The 18,090-nt window shown below is 44.8% G+C and carries 20 protein-coding genes; 8 read left to right on the top strand and 12 right to left on the bottom strand.

Going from position 1 to position 18,090, the window contains the following annotated elements; translation table 11 throughout:
• Positions 1-4 precede the first annotated feature (4 nt).
• The gene (locus C5S62_RS07315; protein ID WP_104404722.1) at positions 5-595 is read right to left on the bottom strand and encodes a hypothetical protein; all 591 of its coding nucleotides are present in this window, start codon (positions 593-595) and stop codon (positions 5-7) included.
• A 15-nt stretch (positions 596-610) separates the two neighbouring features.
• On the bottom strand, positions 611-1,501 hold the full coding sequence (locus C5S62_RS07310) for a hypothetical protein (RefSeq protein WP_104404721.1): 891 nt from the start codon (positions 1,499-1,501) through the stop codon (positions 611-613).
• A gap of 1,105 nt (positions 1,502-2,606) precedes the next feature.
• Between C5S62_RS07310 and C5S62_RS07295 the strand changes: the two genes are divergently transcribed.
• Both C5S62_RS07295 and murB read left to right on the top strand, forming a co-directional pair.
• On the top strand, positions 2,607-3,437 hold the full coding sequence (locus C5S62_RS07295) for a DUF4348 domain-containing protein (protein WP_104404719.1): 831 nt from the start codon (positions 2,607-2,609) through the stop codon (positions 3,435-3,437).
• 56 nt (positions 3,438-3,493) lie between these two features.
• Positions 3,494-4,504 carry a UDP-N-acetylmuramate dehydrogenase gene (gene murB / locus C5S62_RS07290; RefSeq protein ID WP_104404718.1) on the top strand — a complete coding sequence of 337 codons (1,011 nt, stop codon included), beginning with the start codon at positions 3,494-3,496 and terminating at the stop codon, positions 4,502-4,504.
• Positions 4,505-4,664: 160 nt separating this feature from the next.
• On the opposite strand, the gene C5S62_RS07285 is transcribed toward murB, so the two are convergent.
• From C5S62_RS07285 to miaA, 8 genes are read right to left on the bottom strand one after another with little or no spacing between them, the layout of a single operon-like run.
• On the bottom strand, positions 4,665-5,594 hold the full coding sequence (locus C5S62_RS07285) for a glycosyltransferase family 2 protein (protein WP_104404717.1): 930 nt from the start codon (positions 5,592-5,594) through the stop codon (positions 4,665-4,667).
• Positions 5,591-6,391 (bottom strand): glycosyltransferase family A protein, encoded by an 801-nt coding sequence (locus tag C5S62_RS07280; protein WP_104404716.1) that lies wholly within the window; start codon positions 6,389-6,391, stop codon positions 5,591-5,593. Before C5S62_RS07280 ends, C5S62_RS07285 begins: the two co-directional genes overlap by 4 nt.
• Before the next feature lie 33 nt (positions 6,392-6,424).
• Positions 6,425-7,234: a glycosyltransferase family A protein gene (locus C5S62_RS07275; RefSeq protein ID WP_223301179.1), complete on the bottom strand. Its 810-nt coding sequence runs from the start codon at positions 7,232-7,234 to the stop codon at positions 6,425-6,427.
• On the bottom strand, positions 7,231-8,340 hold the full coding sequence (locus C5S62_RS07270) for a DegT/DnrJ/EryC1/StrS aminotransferase family protein (RefSeq protein WP_104404715.1): 1,110 nt from the start codon (positions 8,338-8,340) through the stop codon (positions 7,231-7,233). Before C5S62_RS07270 ends, C5S62_RS07275 begins: the two co-directional genes overlap by 4 nt.
• Positions 8,341-8,366: 26 nt before the next feature.
• The gene (locus tag C5S62_RS07265; RefSeq protein WP_104404714.1) at positions 8,367-8,774 is read right to left on the bottom strand and encodes an FdtA/QdtA family cupin domain-containing protein; all 408 of its coding nucleotides are present in this window, start codon (positions 8,772-8,774) and stop codon (positions 8,367-8,369) included.
• A gap of 12 nt (positions 8,775-8,786) precedes the next feature.
• Positions 8,787-9,425, bottom strand: coding sequence for a DUF3256 family protein (locus C5S62_RS07260; RefSeq protein ID WP_104404713.1), 639 nt, complete (start codon positions 9,423-9,425; stop codon positions 8,787-8,789).
• A 10-nt stretch (positions 9,426-9,435) separates the two neighbouring features.
• Complete coding sequence (locus C5S62_RS07255) at positions 9,436-10,386, bottom strand: diacylglycerol kinase family protein (RefSeq protein ID WP_172486003.1); 951 nt, start codon at positions 10,384-10,386, stop codon at positions 9,436-9,438.
• Positions 10,383-11,327, bottom strand: a complete 945-nt coding sequence (gene miaA / locus C5S62_RS07250) for a tRNA (adenosine(37)-N6)-dimethylallyltransferase MiaA (protein WP_104404712.1) — start codon at positions 11,325-11,327, stop codon at positions 10,383-10,385. Before miaA ends, C5S62_RS07255 begins: the two co-directional genes overlap by 4 nt.
• Positions 11,328-11,729: 402 nt before the next feature.
• Here miaA and C5S62_RS07245 point away from each other — a divergent pair, with 402 nt between their 5' ends.
• Together C5S62_RS07245 and C5S62_RS07240 are read left to right on the top strand one after the other, a co-directional pair.
• Complete coding sequence (locus C5S62_RS07245; RefSeq protein WP_007654031.1) at positions 11,730-12,965, top strand: site-specific integrase; 1,236 nt, start codon at positions 11,730-11,732, stop codon at positions 12,963-12,965.
• Between the two features lie 12 nt (positions 12,966-12,977).
• The gene (locus C5S62_RS07240) at positions 12,978-13,340 is read left to right on the top strand and encodes a hypothetical protein (RefSeq protein ID WP_007654029.1); all 363 of its coding nucleotides are present in this window, start codon (positions 12,978-12,980) and stop codon (positions 13,338-13,340) included.
• A gap of 77 nt (positions 13,341-13,417) precedes the next feature.
• Here the strand turns inward: C5S62_RS07240 and C5S62_RS07235 are convergent, their stop codons facing one another.
• The gene (locus C5S62_RS07235) at positions 13,418-13,723 is read right to left on the bottom strand and encodes a helix-turn-helix domain-containing protein (RefSeq protein WP_044245721.1); all 306 of its coding nucleotides are present in this window, start codon (positions 13,721-13,723) and stop codon (positions 13,418-13,420) included.
• Positions 13,724-13,757: 34 nt separating this feature from the next.
• On the bottom strand, positions 13,758-14,057 hold the full coding sequence (locus C5S62_RS07230) for a helix-turn-helix domain-containing protein (RefSeq protein WP_004291426.1): 300 nt from the start codon (positions 14,055-14,057) through the stop codon (positions 13,758-13,760).
• Between the two features lie 202 nt (positions 14,058-14,259).
• Here C5S62_RS07230 and C5S62_RS07220 point away from each other — a divergent pair, with 202 nt between their 5' ends.
• The 4 genes from C5S62_RS07220 to C5S62_RS07205 all read left to right on the top strand — a co-directional run.
• On the top strand, positions 14,260-14,616 hold the full coding sequence (locus C5S62_RS07220; protein WP_007654026.1) for a helix-turn-helix domain-containing protein: 357 nt from the start codon (positions 14,260-14,262) through the stop codon (positions 14,614-14,616).
• Between the two features lie 3 nt (positions 14,617-14,619).
• Positions 14,620-14,970: a helix-turn-helix domain-containing protein gene (locus C5S62_RS07215; RefSeq protein ID WP_007654025.1), complete on the top strand. Its 351-nt coding sequence runs from the start codon at positions 14,620-14,622 to the stop codon at positions 14,968-14,970.
• Positions 14,971-14,991: 21 nt separating this feature from the next.
• Positions 14,992-16,566, top strand: a complete 1,575-nt coding sequence (locus tag C5S62_RS07210; protein WP_104404711.1) for a DUF3945 domain-containing protein — start codon at positions 14,992-14,994, stop codon at positions 16,564-16,566.
• 62 nt (positions 16,567-16,628) lie between these two features.
• The coding region (locus C5S62_RS07205; RefSeq protein WP_104404710.1) for a DNA topoisomerase at positions 16,629-18,090 on the top strand (1,462 nt) is incomplete at its 3' end.

Raw genomic sequence — 18,090 nt, 5'->3', positions numbered from 1 at the left:
CATTTCAGCTCTCGAATTTTAACAAATGACCCGGAATTTCGGCTTGACCCGTAATCACACTGACATACACAACTGTCACTGTCCCGTCATGATGTTTGTAACGTACTTGTCTGTTCGATCCGGCAGCATCCCGTAAGTCTATTTCTATGCCATTGCTCAAACGGTATTGTTTATCGCCGATTTTTGTAAATTTGCCATACTGGCTATAATTAAACGATATTGTGCCGTTTTCATCCATCGTACTTCTTGTGCGTATGCCTTTATGGCTATTGGCCTTTAGAGTATTTTCGCCAGTTTGAGGCGCAATGTTGGACGAAGGAGTGTAACTATTATACATGTTGTAGGAAGTAAACAAGTAATACCCGTCCGGCGTAAGTTCAATTGAAGAAAATGGATCGTTGTACTCGTCTTCTGACACAATACGGATGGCATCCTCGGTATAAGTTCCAGCGGCCAGGTTGTTGGGGTGGAACTCGGCAGAGGGAATCGCATCTTCCGGTGGCGTGTCGTTGCCACTGATTTCATTATCGGTTTCGCAAGCCGACATTACCATGCTTAGAGAAGCCAGTAAATAGAATAAATGTCTGATTTTCATATTATCATTCTTTTATTAAAATCTTAGTGCTATATAAAAACGGGAACCTTTCTGTTTCAGTTTGAATTTTTTTGTGTCAAATATACCGTTTTCTTCTCCCGCTTGTTTTTTGTCATCATCATCAAATGAAGTCTGTTTGTATTTGATAGTGCTCCACAAACCCTCTATACCAACAGATATTAACTTGTAGGAAATTGAAGCACCAGCCGACATGGCACAGCCGAAGCCATAAGAAAAATTCTCATTTTCTATAATGCCGGCTGCTGTCGGTCTTGCATGAAAATAAGTTGAAACGATAAGATGTTTCCAAGGATTGACACTGATGTTTGGTCCGATATGCAGGTCGTATTCGAGTTTGTGCATACCCAAATTAAGTCCCATTAAAGAGAGTATCGAGCCACTGGGGTCATCGATCACTATTTCATCGAAGCCGTCAGGATTTGAGCCGGGGAGCGTTCCTGGTGTTAAAGAGCTGGAATGATCCGTGTCATCAAGTTTCAGTTTGGTGTAATTTATACTCATGCCAAAGTCAAAACCAATTTTGACCATTCCGCCAATCGGTTTGCGGTGAAAGTAAATGGTTTTGCCACTTTGGATGAACGCGGAGAAATCTGTTTTCCATGTCATGGGCTCTCCATCAGTGCGCTCGATACGCGGGGCGGTAAGTCCAAATTTCCAGTACTTTCTGCGCTTCCAAATTTTCTCGTACTGTTGTTCTTTCTCTTTGGAATTAAGTTGCGATTTGATTTGTGCCAACTCGCCAGATAAGATTTGTAGTGAATCCGCCTGTTCATTTTGGCTCTCAGTATTGCCGCCGATTGAATCTGTCTTATTTTCTTGTGCTTGGACAGTAGAAAACATCAGGAGCAACAAGGTGACGCTGGTAGTGAATCGTTTTATTCCCATAGTCTTGTTTTGCCCGTACAGCTCCTTTCAGGCACTTGTTAATACATAAAGCGTGGAACTGCAATGCCACGTCTTAGTCGAAGGTCCTGAGAAAACCTGAAGTATACAGATGTAGAATAGCAGCCCACGCTATAGCGTGAGAACCACTATGCTATCCTTGTATACTTGTCTCAAATTTCTCAGGTTCTCGACTACAAGATGAGCATAACGCTTCTTTTTATTTCGTATGTCTTGGAAAGAGTTTCCTCTATCCGAGTGCAAAAATAGTCAAAAAATGCGGTAGTCACTTATTTTATTATCGTTTTCTTTGGTTTAATTGGCAAATCTTTTTTGGAAATATCATGAATTAGTGTAACGGCGTCGCACGTTTTTTCGATATCTGTCAGATTTTGCCGTATGTTTTCAGTCCTAAAATTCGGTATAGCTGTATGTACTTTTCTATAATTTTACCTCGCTGGAATGATTGGTGCGTTTTTATGAATTATTAAAGAATGCTTCTTGCAAAAATGTCCTGTTTATTCACCGTACATCAGTTGTTGAATCATGAAAATCTTCATTTGTTGTAATATAGGAAAAAATAAAAGTAATACTTGGAATTTACATTCGAATACTTGGATTTTTTACGGAAACTATTGTTTTTCAAACTGGAAAAGGGTTATTTGCCTTGCGGTAAAAGGGATAAAAATATATGCCCACACAAACTTGTGCGGGCATATATTATACCATTGACCGCCCATGTGATGCCATTGGCAACGGTGGGCTTTTGTTTCTTTGCTGTGAGCCCGGAGTCCTTCTCCGGCAGTTTTCCCGTCTCTTACACCGGGACCCGCAACCTGTGGAGGGGTTCGGGAGAATGTGACAATACTAGAAACCGTTTTTACATTGTGGCCCTGGGAGTTTCTGTTCCCAGACGCTGTTAAAAACAGAACACATACAAAGGTACAACGTTTGAGGGCGAAAAGCAAATTTTATAATGTGTTTTTGGTGCTCTTATCACAACATGTTATGAGAGGGTGGTGATAAACTGAGAAATAAGTAAGATTTCTTGTTTTTTTCTTTGCCTTTTTATATGTCTTAACTAACTTTGCTCTTGATAAAAGTAACCATGATGACAATCATCTTCATTATCTTATTAATTGTATCAACGGGTTTGATTTCGTGTAGAGAAAATAAAAAAGAATCGCTCTTGGAAACAGCTTCTGAGTCTGTTGCAGAAGTAAAAGATTCGGATATCGGTTGTGATTCTGTAGTAGGGAATGTTCCTGTTGCTGCAGATGGTTCGTTTGATGATTTCATTTGGAATTTTATGCGTGACAAAAAGTTTCAATATGCGCGTGTACAATTCCCCCTGCCAGAAAAGACTGATGGGAAAACGATATCACGGTCTAAGGCTCAATGGCACTTCGATGCATTATATGCCAATGAGAGCACATACGCTATAATCTATGATAGTGAAACGTCCATTGGGCATGAAAAAGAAAAATCCTTGAAGCATGTTACTGTTGAAAGAGTATTTTTGGATAAGGAGCGTGTAAAACAATACCTGTTCGATAAGATTGAAGGTAAGTGGCTGCTGACAGGAGTGGATACGCATCCTTTATCAGATAGCTTGAATGGTGATTTCTTTACTTTTTATCGTAGGTTTGTAACTGACCCTTCATTTCAGCGGTCTCATATTGCCAATCCTTTCGAATTTAAAACCTATGATTCTGACACATTTCAGGAAATTGACGGTGTGCTGGATGTAGAACAGTGGCCTGACTTTATGCCTGATATGCCTAGGCATGTTCTTGTTAATTTGGATTATGAACAGAAGTATGCGAACAGTCCGACACGCGTGATGATCTTGACCAGTTCTTCGGCCGGAATGAGCTGTACATTGGTGTTTAAGAAAACAGCATCGTCTTGGCAGCTTACGCGTTTGGAGGATTTGTAATGATGCCCTTTTGTTTTTCATGATAATTTTTTCTTGTTTCTTTAGATATACTAAGTATGCCTTCACTACTTCACCATAATACATTTGGACTTGATGTTAATTGCCGACATTTAGTTGAATACGCTTCTTTAAATGAGTTGCGTGCTGCACTTATTGAGCAGGTAACGCGGAGTGGCGAACCATGGTTGCATATTGGCCAGGGAAGTAATCTGCTTTTTACACGTGATTATGATGGGACTGTTTTTCATTCGCGGATTTTAGGACGTGAAATATTGGAGGAACATTCCGAGGAAGTAATAGTACGTGCCGGTGCCGGTGAGGACTGGGATACCTTTGTCAGATGGTGTGTGGAAAGAGGGTTTTATGGTCTTGAGAATTTAGGGCTGATTCCAGGCGAAGTCGGAGCTTCTGCTGTTCAGAATATAGGGGCTTATGGTGTTGAGGCCGGTGATTTGATCATCAATGTACATACGGTTGACACCCATACCGGTGATGAGCGTATTTTTAGTCATTCAGAATGTGACTATGCTTATCGGAGCAGTATTTTTAAAACCTCCTTGAAAGGAAGATTTGTTGTGACGCATGTGGATTTTCGATTGTCTCGTAATTTTGAGCCTAATTTAAATTATGCGGCATTGACGCGTGAATTGACATTGCGCAATCTGCCTTTGCATGAAATTTCTGCCCGGCAACTTTATGATGTCATTGTGGATATTCGGCGTCAGAAGTTACCCGATCCCAAAGAGGTTGGAAGTGCCGGTTCGTTTTTTATGAATCCGATTGTCAGTTCTGCTTGTTTTGAAGAACTGTTACGGCTTAATCCTCAAATGCCATATTATAAGCTTTCGGATGACTATGTAAAAATACCGGCTGGGTGGCTCATTGAGCAGTGTGGATGGAAAGGACGTCACTTAGGACGTGCGGGAGTTTACGACCGACAGGCTTTGGTTTTAGTTAATCTCGGTGGAGCTACAGGAGAGGAAATCGTTCGCTTGAGTGAAGCTATTCGTGATGATGTGCAGAGTCGCTTTGGGGTGGATATTCAGCCGGAAGTGAATTTTATATAAAGAGAAGCAATGGGAAGCTATAATTAGGGATAAAGTAACCAGTATGAGAGTTCCTATGATTATGATAGTGTGCACGTGTAAGGTGTTGCCATATTTATAGGGAAGTTGTTGAGGATGAGTTTCTACTTTGGTCACAAGTTAATTCTGGTAAGAATCCAAATTATTGTGGGAGTAGCAACCGTGCAAGCCACCAAGCCCCCCGTCCGCCTAAGCGTGTGTAGGTAAAAAGAAAGCGGCAGATGATGCCTTTTAATTCTTTTCGTTTATTCATAATGCTTTCAAGGAACAGTTGGCGAGCTATTTTAAAATTTCCTTCTCTGTATAATTGGCCGGCTAAGATGACCTTACGTGCTGTAAAGGCTGCCATTTCACGTTTTCCTATGTTAGGGGCTTCGGTTAAAATTTTTTCAGTTTCTGAGAGTGTGTATTTCAACTTTTCGTAATTCTCTGAAAATGATCTGCCGGTTATACTATTTGGGTGTTGATGAATGTAATGGTAGGATTGAGGAAGCCAAGTCAATTTAGGATTATCAAGCAGCAGGTTTATTCCTAACAACCAATCATTCCAAATGGGAACAGGGTGCCAACCGCCAAGTTTTTTAAGATATTCTGTTTGAAAACACATGCCTTGAGTGGCCAGCATACCTGTGAGAATTTGATCAGCTACTGACTTTGTGTGATAAACCACTCTTTTTTTCTTTTTCCCGTTTGGGAAAATCATGTATGTGGATGTAGCGACAACATTTGCTTTAGTTCGTTCGAAAGCCTCCTGAACATCCGAGAGAAAAGTTGGCGACATTTCATCATCGGAATCAAAGAAGACAACCCATTCACCTGTCACTCTTTGTAAACCGGTATTCCGTGCAGTTGCAGCTCCTTGTAAAGACTCGTTAGTGGTTATGATTGTTAAATCACAACTTTGGTGTTTTTCTTTAAACTCTTGACAGATTTTATAGGACTGGTCGGTTGATCCGTTATCAACTAAAATGAGTTGGATAGGTCTGAATGTCTGTGCTGCAATTGAGGATAGCGTGCGGGGTAATGTTTGGGCACGATTATAATAAGGAATGACAATAGAAAAAGTTTTCATTGACAATTACTTTTTTGTATATAACGTATACCATGCCACATATTGGTGAAACTTTTTATTCCAGCTTTAAGAGATGAGCGTGTCAGTGCAAATTTTATGCAGCGTAGAACAGCGCCTGTGAAACCGTATATATAATATAATACGGCCCCTTTTGAACGTTGCACTGCCGGTGATGTGGCAAATAGGGTTCCTGTCGTGCGGCTGTCTGTTTGCACAACCGGTAAAGGTTCATACCTTATTTTAAGTCCTTTTCGGTAGGCTGTATGGAGAAAGACTTCTTCTTCTCCGCATGCAAGAAAGGGAGAACCCAATCCGAAGCGTTCATCAAATGGAGGTAGTTTGTTGCTCCGCCGGCAGGCTATTTCAAATGATGTGAAAAATGTGAAGCGTGGGCGGCTTTCATAGGTGAAAGATTTTGTAGCATATTTTTTCATAAGATGCCCATCTTCATCGAGTGCCTGAAAATGGATGATGTCAGCCTCAGGATGTGCTTCAAATGTGGTTAGTATGTTTTGAAAGAAAACGGGGGTATATCGGGTATCGTCATCTGATATTAGGAGGATATCTCCTTGAGCTTCTGAGAAGGCGTTGTTTCTATTAGCGCATAATCCGGAGCGGTTGGTAGTTACGATGCGTATATCGGCTCGTTGGAGCAGTCGTTTTGGAATGCTTTCTGCTGGAACTCCTATTGGTTGCCATGAAATGAGATAGGTGATTTCATGAATAGGCGGTAAGATAATGTCTGGAACATTATTGATGCCTTGGCCTATCGTGCAAATAAGAATTTCGAGTTGCATTATTATGAGAGTGTGAACGGAACGCAGATAATTTTATGTTGTATGCCGCATGTAACGAATGCCTTCACTGAGATGGCGCATCATAGGCCAGAAATGACACATTTTGTCTGCTGCTGATTTCAGGGCAAATTGAAAGCATAACCACCATGCTTTTTTACCATACCGATAATAGGTATAGGCACCATGACTGCGTTGTACACCAGCATCGATATATATGAGGGATTTTTTCAGCATAGTTGATGTCTCAACTGTCTTAATGGGGAAATAGCGCATTTGTAATTTGGCACGGAAGGCATCCTCTAACCATATTTCTTCTTCGCCACATGTTAGAAATTTTGTTCCTAATCCAAAACGTTCATCAAAGCGAACGACACCTTGTACTTTTGTACGACGACACACCATTTCTATAGTTGAAATAGAATAGGAGGAAGGTCTTTTTTTAACATCAAAACTTATCTCAGGATAGTTTTTTAATGCTTTTCCTGTATAGGTGCTAGCCTTGAAAAAAGCGACATCAAGGGTTGGAGCTTTTTCAAATATTTTTGTAATTTCCTCAATCGCTTCAGGACGTATATGTGTGTCATCATCAGCAAACATGAAAAGATCTGCGTTCGATTTTTCCATTGCGAGATTACGGTTGGCAGAAAGTCCTTTTCCGTTATATTTGTAAATTGTTACATCTGATCTTGTTTTGATCAATTCGGGAATGAGGTCAAGGTAACGTTCGTCTGTATATTGATAAGATATAATATAGTGCAGATTCTCTTGTGGAGGGAGCAGTATGTCGTCTATGCGGACGATACCTTTGTTATAGGAACAGATAAGAATGTCGAGTGTCATCATGGTATAAATTTGTTTATGATTTCTGTGATGTATAAGGCTTCATCATTTGTCATTACTGGACTGATAGGTAGGCTGAGTTCTTCTTTTGCTGCTCGTTCAGCATAAGGAAATGACAGATAACCATAGCTTTTATTATAAACTATTTGTTTATGCAGTGCCAAAGGATAATGTATGAGAGTTTCTATGTCGTGTCTTGCTAAATAAGACTGCAATTTTTCGCGTGTGGGAGACATAAAAGGATATATATGGAAAACACTTTGAGTTGTGTCTCTGGTATATGGTATATTCCCGGCTGCGGTATTGTTTATATGTGTAGCATAGATTTGAGCTATTTCTTGGCGCCGTTTATTGTCATAATCAAGCTGGGTAAGTTTTATGCTAAGTACAGCAGCCTGTATTTCGTCAAGTCGGCTATTGCAGCCTTGGTAAGTGTGGTAATATTTGTTCTCAGCACCGTAATTTGCCAAAATTTGTATATGTTTCGCTAGTTTCTCGTTATTTGTGGTGACAGCTCCTCCGTCACCTAAAGCCCCTAAATTCTTGCCGGGGTAGAAACTGAATGCTGCGGCATCGCCCCAACTTCCAATACGTTTATTCTCAAATTGTGCGCCATGAGCTTGTGCAGCATCTTCCAATATTTTCAATCCATAGTCATTGGCAATTTTTTTTAATATGCGCATATTACAAGGCTTTCCGTAAAGATGTACAGGTATTATTGCCCGAGTCTTGCTGGTAATGAGTTGTTCGCAGTTGCGAAGGTCTAAAGTGAAATTGTTGTCAATATCAATGAATATGGGAGTAAGACCGGATCTATTTACAGCCTCTGCAGTGGCTATGAAAGTAAATGCGGGTACAATGACTTCATCGCCGTCATTCCAATTTTCCAGCTGTTTCATTGCTGTCAAAGCTAAAGTTAAAGCATCTAGTCCATTTCCTACGCTGATACAGTATGAGGTTCCAATGTATTGTGCGAATGAATTTTCAAATTCTTTTACATTTTTACCATTAAGATACCATCCGGAATTAATTGTTGCAACAATAGCTTCAGATAAGTGTGGCTGGTATTTTTGTGTGATTTTTTCTATGTCGAGAAAGGGGATGTGCATAAATTTTGATGAGATTAAGCGGTGACTTACGCTTTCTTCACTTCTTTGAGGAATGTAGATAAATCATTAATATAGCCCTCTTTAAAGTAGTTTTCGGAAGCGAGGCAAAGGCATACACAATCAATGGTGAAATTGGAGAATCGACACCATGTCATAGGAGGAATGTATAATGCTTCAGATCGGTTATTCATGGTAAAAATCATTTCTTCTTTATCGGGAGTAATGATATGGGCAGTGAAACTTCCTTGAATAGGTATGAGCAATTCTTCACAAGTTCGGTGGGCATGCTCTCCTCTCTGTTTTCCATGTGGAACATCGTAGATCCAAAATGCACGTTTGATTTCAAATGGTAATGTATTGTCTGAAAAATCTGCAACACAAAGTGCTCCTCTTTCGTCTGTTATTTCTTTTAATTTGAAAATTTGAGACTTCATTGTGAAATGTTTTTATTTCATCGGATATATCCAATATTTTGGTTTTAAACACTTACTTACATTTTTTTGACTTTCGCTGTCGAGTAAGGTGATTGATACGCTAAAAGTCAAACGTGGAGTGGGTGTTTCTGTATTTTCGCAACAGGCTTTGACATAGAGTGGCGAGAGTTTCTTTTTTAATATGTTTTGTTGTTCTATTGGAATACTGTCATTGTTATGCCAAAAATCATCAAGCGAAAAAGTTGGGGGTGATATTACGGAATCAGTATCCCAATTTTTATTATAAAATCGAATGGTAGTTTCTTCTGCTGGAGTCTTGGTCGTATGTAAACAGATATAAATCGTATCTGTCTTTTGGGGTACTTGAATTAATTCCCAATGACTACTTTCAGTCAAATCTATAGACAGACTATTCTGAGTTTTTTTTGTCAGAACAGATGTTCCTCCAAATATATTTTCACCTTTAGCAATCATTTTATAATTGTAAAGATCAATCATGTCTAGTCTTGGATTATGTTCAAGTAATGGTAATTCTGACATGGGAACTTTTAAGAATGTCGAATCAATATTTGTTTGTGCCGTTGCATTCTGAAATTTCAATAACAGAATAAGACTGAAAAGGATAGGGGAGAGAGTTTTAATTTTCAACATTTCTTTAATTCTATATGAGAAAGTCAATGGCTTCAGGTATGACGTTGATTTTTCTTTTTCTTTTTCTTACTTTATTGTAGGCCAAACGTCCGTCAATGCTAACTGGAGCGTTGTCTGTTTTGTCAATTTGGATTTCACGTGTACGCCACACACTGATACCTTTATGGTTTAAGAACCTACCGGAAATAAGTAGCCAAAGACCGTGAATCAATTGGAAAAATTGAGTGGTTGGGGCCAAACAAATATCAACCATTCCATTGTAAGGTACTGCTCTTGGAGTTTGCCCATAACCATGTGCAGAGCCAACACAAAGAGTAGTGGCGCGTTGTTCAAATTTTTCACCGGCAATGCGAAAAGACAATTTATAGCTCATTTTTTTAAATAAGAGCATAAATGCAGAAATAAAGTGCGATAATGGGCGTGATCCCAAAATATTGAATGTGGTGTGGCGTAAACCAATAATAGAGGCTGCAGTTCCAATATTTACACAATTTAAAAAATAAGCGGTATGTGTATCTTTATTTTCAGTTTGTATCGTAATACATCCAACATCAATACGTCTTGTGTGCTTGCTTTTTAATCTTTTTATTGTTAGGTGATAATCTTTCGGCTCAAAATTCCAATATCTGGCAAAATCATTGCCATAGCCTGCAGGTATAACACCCAAAACAGGACGTTTACCATAAGGAACTTCTGTTTGCATGATGGCATTTATTGCATAGTTGAGTGCAGAGTCTCCACCAACAATAATAATGGTCGTATATCCGTTGCGTACCATTATGGTTGCAATTCGTTCCACATCTGATGAATTCTCACTTTGAATATAGTCAAAACAAATTCCGCTGTTCTTTAATAGGCGTAGAATTTTTTTCCAACGACGATGTCCGCCTGGTCGTGGGCAGTAAATAACTCCAATTGTATCAGTTGGTGTTTCTTGTTGGGACATTTCTGCTTTTTTCATTGTAGGAGTTTTGTTAGCGAAAGGACAAATTCTTGGATATATTGAGGAAATTTTGATATCTGTGACGGTGGAATTGGTAACCATTTAATCGCAATACCTCGACGTTCCATTCCTCGAAACCATGTCATTTGTCTTTTAGCAAATTGGTGAATAGCTATCTCCAATTTATGTATCATATCTTCATAAGTTATTTCGCCTATGACGAATAGTGTCAGATATTTATATTCTAAACCATAGTATATTAAGTCTTCAGGGCATATTCCTTCATTTAATAGATTACGTACTTCATCAATCATTCCATTGTTCAACCGTTCAAATAAACGGTTGCTGATTCGTTTACGTCGTGTTTCGCGATCAATGTCTATGCCTAGAGTTAAACTATTGAGATGAGGAAACTCTGAAGATTGTAAGGATGTATGAGCGCTGTAGTCTGCTATTTCTATCGCACGTATGGCACGTGCAGGTGTGTCTACATCTGTAGTATTGTGTAATGTTTTATAAGAACGTAATATTTCCGTTAAATCTTTAAGCGATTTACCTTGTAATCTTGTTCGCAATTCTGGATTTTGAGGAACAGGATTGAGGCGGTATTCACGCAATATGCTTTCTAGATAAAGTCCAGATCCCCCACATACAATGACGCGATGGTTACGCTCTTTTATTTCGTTATAAACTTTGAGAAAATCATGTTGAAACCTGTAGACATTATATTTTGTGCCAGGTTCGACGATGTCGATGAGATGGTGTCGGATATGCTTTCCCTCTACGATATAGTCTTCCAAGTCTTTTCCGGTACCTAGATCCATTTTTCGATAAACCTGTCGGCTGTCCGCACTGATAATTTCGGCGTCAATCATATGCGCCAATTTAGCAGCAAAGGCTGTTTTCCCTGATGCTGTAGGACCTATAATTGTAATGATGTCAAAATTATCTTTTTCCATTTTCTCGTGTTTGTAGGCTTTGTGTGTTATTTCGGCAGATATATACCTTGTTGTATAAAGTAGTTATATTTTTGCAAAGTTACTACAAAAAAGTGAAATGTGGAAAGATATAGTGATAGAATTGAGTTACAGGGGTTTCAGTCGTACTTCCGATTATTCGTGAAGCCATCGCAATCACCGCTGAAGCCAAATCAGGACGCCGCTACGTTACTTGTCCGTAACCATGCCCGAAAGGGCGACAAACGGACACGGACAGCGAAACAAGACGTTAAGGATTAGTGAGTTATTGACAACTCACGCAACAAATCCGGTTACGGAAAAAGATTGCGCCGTTCCTCCGTGTTTTGCGTACCGACAACAGACTCTTCACAAACTAATTTTGAATCCAAAAAATTAAGGACGATGAAGAGTACATTTTCAGTTATCTATTACCTGAAACGTCAGGTAGTGAAAAAGGACGGGACAGTGCCCGTCATGGGACGCATCACGGTGGACGGCAGCCAGACGCAGTTCAGCTGCAAACTGACCGTCGATCCCAAGCTGTGGGACACCAAAGGGGGACGTGTCACGGGCAGAAGCACGGCGGCACTCGAAACGAACCGTATGCTTGACAAGATGCGGGTACGCATCAACAGGCACTATCAAGAAATCATGGAGCGTGACAACTTTGTCACGGCGGAGAAGGTAAAGAACGCCTTTCTCGGACTGGAACACCGCTACCACACGCTGATGCAGGTGTTCCGCCGGCATAATGAAGACTACGAGAAGCAGGTGGAAGCAGGCATGAAAGCAAAAGGTACACTGGAAAAGTACCGTATCGTTTACAAGCATCTGCAAGAGTTCCTCGACATCCGATACCATGTGAAAGACATCGCTTTGAAAGAGCTTACCCCGGCTTTCATCTCCGACTTCGAGATGTTCTTGCGCACAGACAAGCACTGCTGCACCAATACCGTTTGGCTGTACGTTTGCCCGTTACGGACGATGGTGTTCATCGCCATCAACAACGAGTGGCTGACACGCGACCCGTTCCGCGAGTATGAAATCAAGAAGGAGGAAACGACACGCAGTTTCCTTACCAAAGAGGAAATACGCCTGCTGATGGAAGGGAAACTGAAAAACGCCAAACAGGAGCTGTACCGCGACCTCTACCTGTTCTGCGCGTTCACCGGGCTGTCGTTCTCGGATATGCGCAACCTCACGGAAGAGAATATCCGCACCTACTTCGACGAACACGAGTGGATAAACATCAACCGCCAGAAAACGGGCGTGGTGTCCAACATCCGCCTGCTTGACATCGCCAACCGCATAATCGGCAAATACCGGGGTCTGTGCGAGAACGGCAGGATATTCCCCGTGCCGCATTATAACACGTGCCTTGCAGGTATCCGTGCCGTCGCCAAGCGTTGCGGCATCACCAAGCATATCACGTGGCATCAAAGCCGCCACACGGCAGCCACGACGGTTTTCCTCTCCAACGGCGTACCTATCGAAACCGTCAGCTCCATGCTCGGACACAAGAGCATAAAGACGACGCAGATTTACGCGAAGATAACCAAAGAGAAGCTCAATCAGGACATGGAGAACCTTGCGGCAAGGTTGAACGGCGTCGAGGAATTTGCAGGTTGTACCATCTAAAAAAGAGAAGCCATGAAACGTGACATAATCATCATAGAAGACAAGGCGGTCAGCGTAACCGGTAACGGCGTGTGGATGACCGTCACCGAAATAGCCGGACTGTTCCATACGACTGTCCCAGCAGTGAACGCCGCCATCAAAGCCGTCCGCAAGTCGGACGTGCTGAACGACTACGAGGTGTGCCGCTACATGCAGCTTGAAAACGGGCTGTACGCGGATGTGTACGCGCTTGAAATCATTATCCCCGTCGCCTTCCGGCTGAACACCTACAACACCCACCTTTTCCGCACATGGCTGGTGGGAAAGGCACTCGCCAAAGAGAAACAGCAGGCATACGTGATGTTCATACAGAACGGAAAAGCCGGGTACTGCTGATTGCGCATACCACATAAGACAAGGAAACGGGCAGCACCATGAAAGGTGTCGCCCGTTTCCTTTTTTATGCAACCGCCTCACTCCAACTGCTTGCGGTAGTTCGCTTCCAGCACCTCGCGCAGCCCCGTTTCCGGGTAAAGCACCTTCCCTCCCAAAAGGATGAAGGGCAACACTCGGTTGTTGCGGTATTCCTGCAAGGTGCGTCGGCTCACACGGAGCAGTTCCGCCACTTCGCCGTCCGTCAGGTAACGCTCCCCGTCCAGCGGAGGGCGGTAATTCTCCAGAAATGCGGACAGCCATTTCGAGCCTTTGCGCATATCCTGCACCACGGAGGCTATCGGCTCATCCTCCATCGTAAAAACATCGTTGTTCTCGTTCATCATAACTTCGGATTCAGTGGGTCGTGAATAAATCAAATCATCTGCCGTGCGGATAGAGCGTGCCGACAAGCGGTATCAGCCGCTTCACCTCCTCCGGCTTGTAATAGAACCTGCGGTTTATCTGCGAGTAGCCGATAAGCCGCCTGTCGCGCAGCGTCTGCAACGTGCGCGGACTTATTCTCAACTGCCCGCAGACCTCCTCGCCCGTGAGCCATCTTTCCATGCGCCCCGTATCGCTTTTGCGCCTCAGGGCGGCGACCTTCTCCGAGAGTGCGCCGAATGCCGCCACCATCATCTCGAAAGTCTTTTTCTCGATAGATACTATTTCCATATTCATGCAATTATCGGTTTGCCCGCAAAGGTAACGATGCAGTCCCGAACACGTACCGTTTTCCGCTGAAAGGCTGCCTGTTGCGCCGTTTGACCGGGTTACGGAGCCATCTTCCATAAAAATCTTACGTGAGTCACGTAGTGAGTTGTTAAAGCCCCTTTTGTTTATTGCCGAATTTTGCCGCAGAAACAAAAAGAAAGGACTGAATATGAAAGTGATAACGATGGAAAGTTCCGCCTTCCGGTCATTGACGGAACAGATAGCGGAGATTGCGGCACACGTCCGTGCCGTCTCCGGCGACAAGAAAGCGGCATCGTCCGACAGGTTGCTCACCACACGCGAAGCGGCGCACCTGCTTAACGTAAGTACCCGCACCCTCCAGCGTATGCGCAGCGAACAACGCATCGGCTATGTCGTGCTGCGCGGCAAATGCCGCTACCGGCAGTCGGAAATCGACCGCCTGCTTGAAGCGTGTGCCGTCAACGAGGATGCGGCGACACCGCAGGAATTGAAACGTAACCACACGCTACGCACGGGCGGCAACCCCAAAGGAAGGAGGACATAAGTCATGGAACTGCTCACACGAAACAACTTCGAGGGCTGGATGCAGAAGCTGATGGAACGGCTCGACCGTCAGGACGAACTGCTGCTGGCGATAAAAGCTGAGGGGAAACAGCCCGCTATCACGGAAAGCATCCGCCTTTTCGACAATCAGGATCTGTGCATGCTGCTCCAGATAAGCAAGCGCACCCTGCAACGCTACCGCAGCGTCGGCGCATTGCCCTACAAGACACTGGGCAAGAAGACCTATTACAGCGAGGAGGACGTGCTGACATTCCTTTCCAACCATATCAAGGACTTCAAAAAGGAAGATATAGCCTTCTACAAGGCTCGTATCCATAATTTCTTTCATAAATAACCCAATTAAAACATTTTTCAAATGGCAAAGAAAAAAGACGAAAAGGACGTGCTGGTAGTCCGTGACGAGAAGACGGGCGAGATCAGCGTGGTTGCCGGGCTGAACGCGGACGGCACACCCAAGCGCACCCCCGCGAAAGCGGAGAACGCGCAGAGTTTCCTGCAATTCGACCGTCACGGCGACGTGCTGGACAACTTCTTCAAAAACTTCTTCCGGCAGTGCAAGGAACCCAGCCGCTTCGGTTTCTACCGCATCGCGGCAGACCAAGTGGATTCCATGCTCGGCGTGATGAAAGACCTGCTTCAGCATCCGTACCAGAACAAACACATCCTTGCACCGCACAAGATTGACACCTTCCCTTATCAACAGCAGGTGCAGGAAGAACAGACTGCACAACAGACAGAAAAACAAGAACCTCAAAAACAGGAGAACATGGAACAACAGAAAGAACAACAACAGCAACAGGAAAGCCCGCAACAGACGCAGGGCAAACGGGGTTACCAGCCCATCGACGAGAGCAAAATCAACTGGCAGGAGCTGGAGGACAGATGGGGCGTGAAGCGTGACGACCTTGAAAAGTCCGGCGACCTTACGAAGATGCTCAACTACGGCAAGTCCGACTTGGTGAAGGTCAAGCCGACCTTCGGCGGCGAATCATTCGAGCTGGACGCCCGCCTCTCCTTCAAGAAAGACGGAGAGGGAAACATCAGTCTTGTCCCGCACTTCATCCGCAAGGAGCAGAAGCTGGATGAATACAAGGAACACAAATTCTCCGACGACGACCGGAAGAACCTCCGCGAAACAGGCAACCTCGGCAGGGTCGTGGACATCGTGGACAGGGAAACGGGCGAGATTATCCCCTCCTACATCAGCATCGACCGCAAGACGAATGAGATCACGGACATCCCGGCAAACAAGGTGCGCATCCCGGAGCGCATCGGCAAGACGGAAATCACCAAGCAGGAGCAGGACATGCTCCGCGCCGGATTGCCCGTGCGCGACAAGCTCATCGAGCGCAACGACGGCAGGAAGTTCGTCACCACCCTGCAAGTGAACGTGGAGCAGCGCGGTGTGGAGTTCGTGCCGGGAACCGGCAGGTCGCCCCGTACCGCACAGACGCAGGAAACCAAAGGCGACACGTCGAAAAGTCAGGCGCAAGGCGGGGAAAATGCCGCACAGACCAAGAAGGAGCAACGCCGCAACACGTGGACGAACGAGGACGGCAGCATCCGCCCCATCAGCAAATGGAGCGACGTGAACTTCACCGACCAGCAGAAAGCCGACTACGTGGCGGGCAAAGCCGTGAAGCTGGAGAACGTGACCGACAAGCAGGGCTTCCATGCCACGATGTATATCAAGTTCAACCCGGAGAAGGGCCGCCCGTACCGCTACGACACGAACCCCGACAATGCCCAGCAGGTCGCCCCGTCCAACGAGAGCCGCACGCAGGTGGCGGTGAACAACGAGGGTAAGACCAACGAGGCGACAAAGAACCTGAAAGAGCCTTTGCAGAAAGGTCAGACCGCCCCGAAGGATGACCGCCAGCAACAGCAGCAGGACAAACCGAAGAAAAACAACAAGGGCATGAAGATGTAATCCCGTGTCCGCCACTAAATCCAATCCAAAGTAAAAAAAGTAATCATTAAAAAAGAAAAAGCATGAAGACAATCATTGCAGAAAAGCCCTCCGTGGCACGTGAAATCGCCCGCATCGTGGGCGCGACAAAGAGAGAGGAAGGATATTTCGAGGGAGGCGGTTATGCCGTGACATGGGCATTCGGACACCTCGTTCAGCTTGCCATGCCCGACGGCTACGGCGTGCGCGGATTTGTCCGTGACAACCTCCCGATTATTCCCGACACATTCACGCTCGTCCCCCGTCAGGTCAGGACGGAGAAAGGTTACAAGCCCGACAGCGGCGTGGTGTCGCAGATAAAAGTCATCAAAAGACTGTTCGACACAAGCGAACATATCATCGTGGCGACCGATGCCGGACGCGAGGGAGAGCTTATCTTCCGCTACCTCTACCACTATACGGGTTGCACCACTCCTTTCGTGCGCCTGTGGATCAGCTCTCTCACCGACAAAGCTATCCGCGAGGGACTGCGGAAACTCGAAGACGGCAGCAAATACGACAACCTCTACCTCGCCGCCAAAGCGCGGAGCGAATCCGACTGGCTCGTGGGCATCAACGGCACACAGGCGTTATCCATCGCCGCCGGACACGGCACGTATTCCGTGGGGCGGGTGCAGACACCAACGTTGGCTATGGTATGTGAACGCTACTGGGAGAACCGCCGCTTTACGTCCGAAGCATTCTGGCAGCTCCATATCGCAACGGACGGTTGCGACGGCGAAGTCGTGAAATTCTCATCCTCCGAGAAATGGAAAGAGAAAGAACCGGCGATGGAACTATATAATAAGGTAAAGGCGGCAGGTTGCGCCACTGTCACGAAAGCCGAGCGCAAGGAGAAGACGGAGGAAACTCCCTTGCTCTACGACCTGACCACGCTCCAGAAAGAAGCCAACGCCAAGCACGGCTTCACGGCGGAACAGACGCTTGAAATCGCGCAGAAACTCTACGAAAAGAAGTTGATAACCTATCCGAGAACGGGAAGCCGCTACATCCCCGAAGACGTGTTTGCCGAAATTCCCAAACTGCTCGCTTTCATCGGCACACAGCCCGAATGGAAAGACAAGGTGCGGGCAAAAGCCGCCCCGACACGCCGCAGCGTGGACGACGGCAAGGTGACAGACCACCATGCCCTGCTCGTCACGGGTGAGAAACCGCTCTTCCTCTCCAAAGAGGACAATACCATCTATCAGATGATTGCCGGGCGCATGGTCGAGGCATTCTCTGAGAAATGCGTCAAGGATGTGACCACTGTCACGGCGGAATGTGCCGGAGTGGAGTTTACCGTAAAAGGCAGCGTCGTGAAGCAAACCGGATGGCGTGCCGTCTATGGCGAGGAAAAAGAGGAAATTACCATCCCCGGCTGGCAGGAAGGCGACACGCTGACACCGAAAGGCTCGTCCATTACCGAAGGAAAGACCAAACCCAAGCCGCTGCATACCGAAGCCACCCTGCTCTCGGCAATGGAAACGGCGGGCAAGGAAATTG

This window comes from Prevotella sp. MGM2 (genome assembly GCF_002933955.1).
Classification (GTDB): Bacteria; Bacteroidota; Bacteroidia; order Bacteroidales; family Bacteroidaceae; genus Alloprevotella.
The sequence above is the reverse complement of the archived record's forward strand: the minus strand, read 5'-3'. Positions and strand labels throughout refer to the sequence as shown.

What these genes read in the sequence shown, in the direction of transcription:
- C5S62_RS07315 (WP_104404722.1), bottom strand. Translation starts at nt 595, where the DNA reads ATGAAAATCAGACATTTATTCTATTTACTGGCTTCTCTAAGCATGGTA.
- C5S62_RS07310 (WP_104404721.1), bottom strand. Translation starts at nt 1,501, where the DNA reads ATGGGAATAAAACGATTCACTACCAGCGTCACCTTGTTGCTCCTGATG.
- C5S62_RS07295 (WP_104404719.1), top strand. Translation starts at nt 2,607, where the DNA reads ATGATGACAATCATCTTCATTATCTTATTAATTGTATCAACGGGTTTG.
- murB (WP_104404718.1), top strand. Translation starts at nt 3,494, where the DNA reads ATGCCTTCACTACTTCACCATAATACATTTGGACTTGATGTTAATTGC.
- C5S62_RS07285 (WP_104404717.1), bottom strand. Translation starts at nt 5,594, where the DNA reads ATGAAAACTTTTTCTATTGTCATTCCTTATTATAATCGTGCCCAAACA.
- C5S62_RS07280 (WP_104404716.1), bottom strand. Translation starts at nt 6,391, where the DNA reads ATGCAACTCGAAATTCTTATTTGCACGATAGGCCAAGGCATCAATAAT.
- C5S62_RS07275 (WP_223301179.1), bottom strand. Translation starts at nt 7,234, where the DNA reads ATGATGACACTCGACATTCTTATCTGTTCCTATAACAAAGGTATCGTC.
- C5S62_RS07270 (WP_104404715.1), bottom strand. Translation starts at nt 8,340, where the DNA reads ATGCACATCCCCTTTCTCGACATAGAAAAAATCACACAAAAATACCAG.
- C5S62_RS07265 (WP_104404714.1), bottom strand. Translation starts at nt 8,774, where the DNA reads ATGAAGTCTCAAATTTTCAAATTAAAAGAAATAACAGACGAAAGAGGA.
- C5S62_RS07260 (WP_104404713.1), bottom strand. Translation starts at nt 9,425, where the DNA reads ATGTTGAAAATTAAAACTCTCTCCCCTATCCTTTTCAGTCTTATTCTG.
- C5S62_RS07255 (WP_172486003.1), bottom strand. Translation starts at nt 10,386, where the DNA reads ATGAAAAAAGCAGAAATGTCCCAACAAGAAACACCAACTGATACAATT.
- miaA (WP_104404712.1), bottom strand. Translation starts at nt 11,327, where the DNA reads ATGGAAAAAGATAATTTTGACATCATTACAATTATAGGTCCTACAGCA.
- C5S62_RS07245 (WP_007654031.1), top strand. Translation starts at nt 11,730, where the DNA reads ATGAAGAGTACATTTTCAGTTATCTATTACCTGAAACGTCAGGTAGTG.
- C5S62_RS07240 (WP_007654029.1), top strand. Translation starts at nt 12,978, where the DNA reads ATGAAACGTGACATAATCATCATAGAAGACAAGGCGGTCAGCGTAACC.
- C5S62_RS07235 (WP_044245721.1), bottom strand. Translation starts at nt 13,723, where the DNA reads ATGATGAACGAGAACAACGATGTTTTTACGATGGAGGATGAGCCGATA.
- C5S62_RS07230 (WP_004291426.1), bottom strand. Translation starts at nt 14,057, where the DNA reads ATGAATATGGAAATAGTATCTATCGAGAAAAAGACTTTCGAGATGATG.
- C5S62_RS07220 (WP_007654026.1), top strand. Translation starts at nt 14,260, where the DNA reads ATGAAAGTGATAACGATGGAAAGTTCCGCCTTCCGGTCATTGACGGAA.
- C5S62_RS07215 (WP_007654025.1), top strand. Translation starts at nt 14,620, where the DNA reads ATGGAACTGCTCACACGAAACAACTTCGAGGGCTGGATGCAGAAGCTG.
- C5S62_RS07210 (WP_104404711.1), top strand. Translation starts at nt 14,992, where the DNA reads ATGGCAAAGAAAAAAGACGAAAAGGACGTGCTGGTAGTCCGTGACGAG.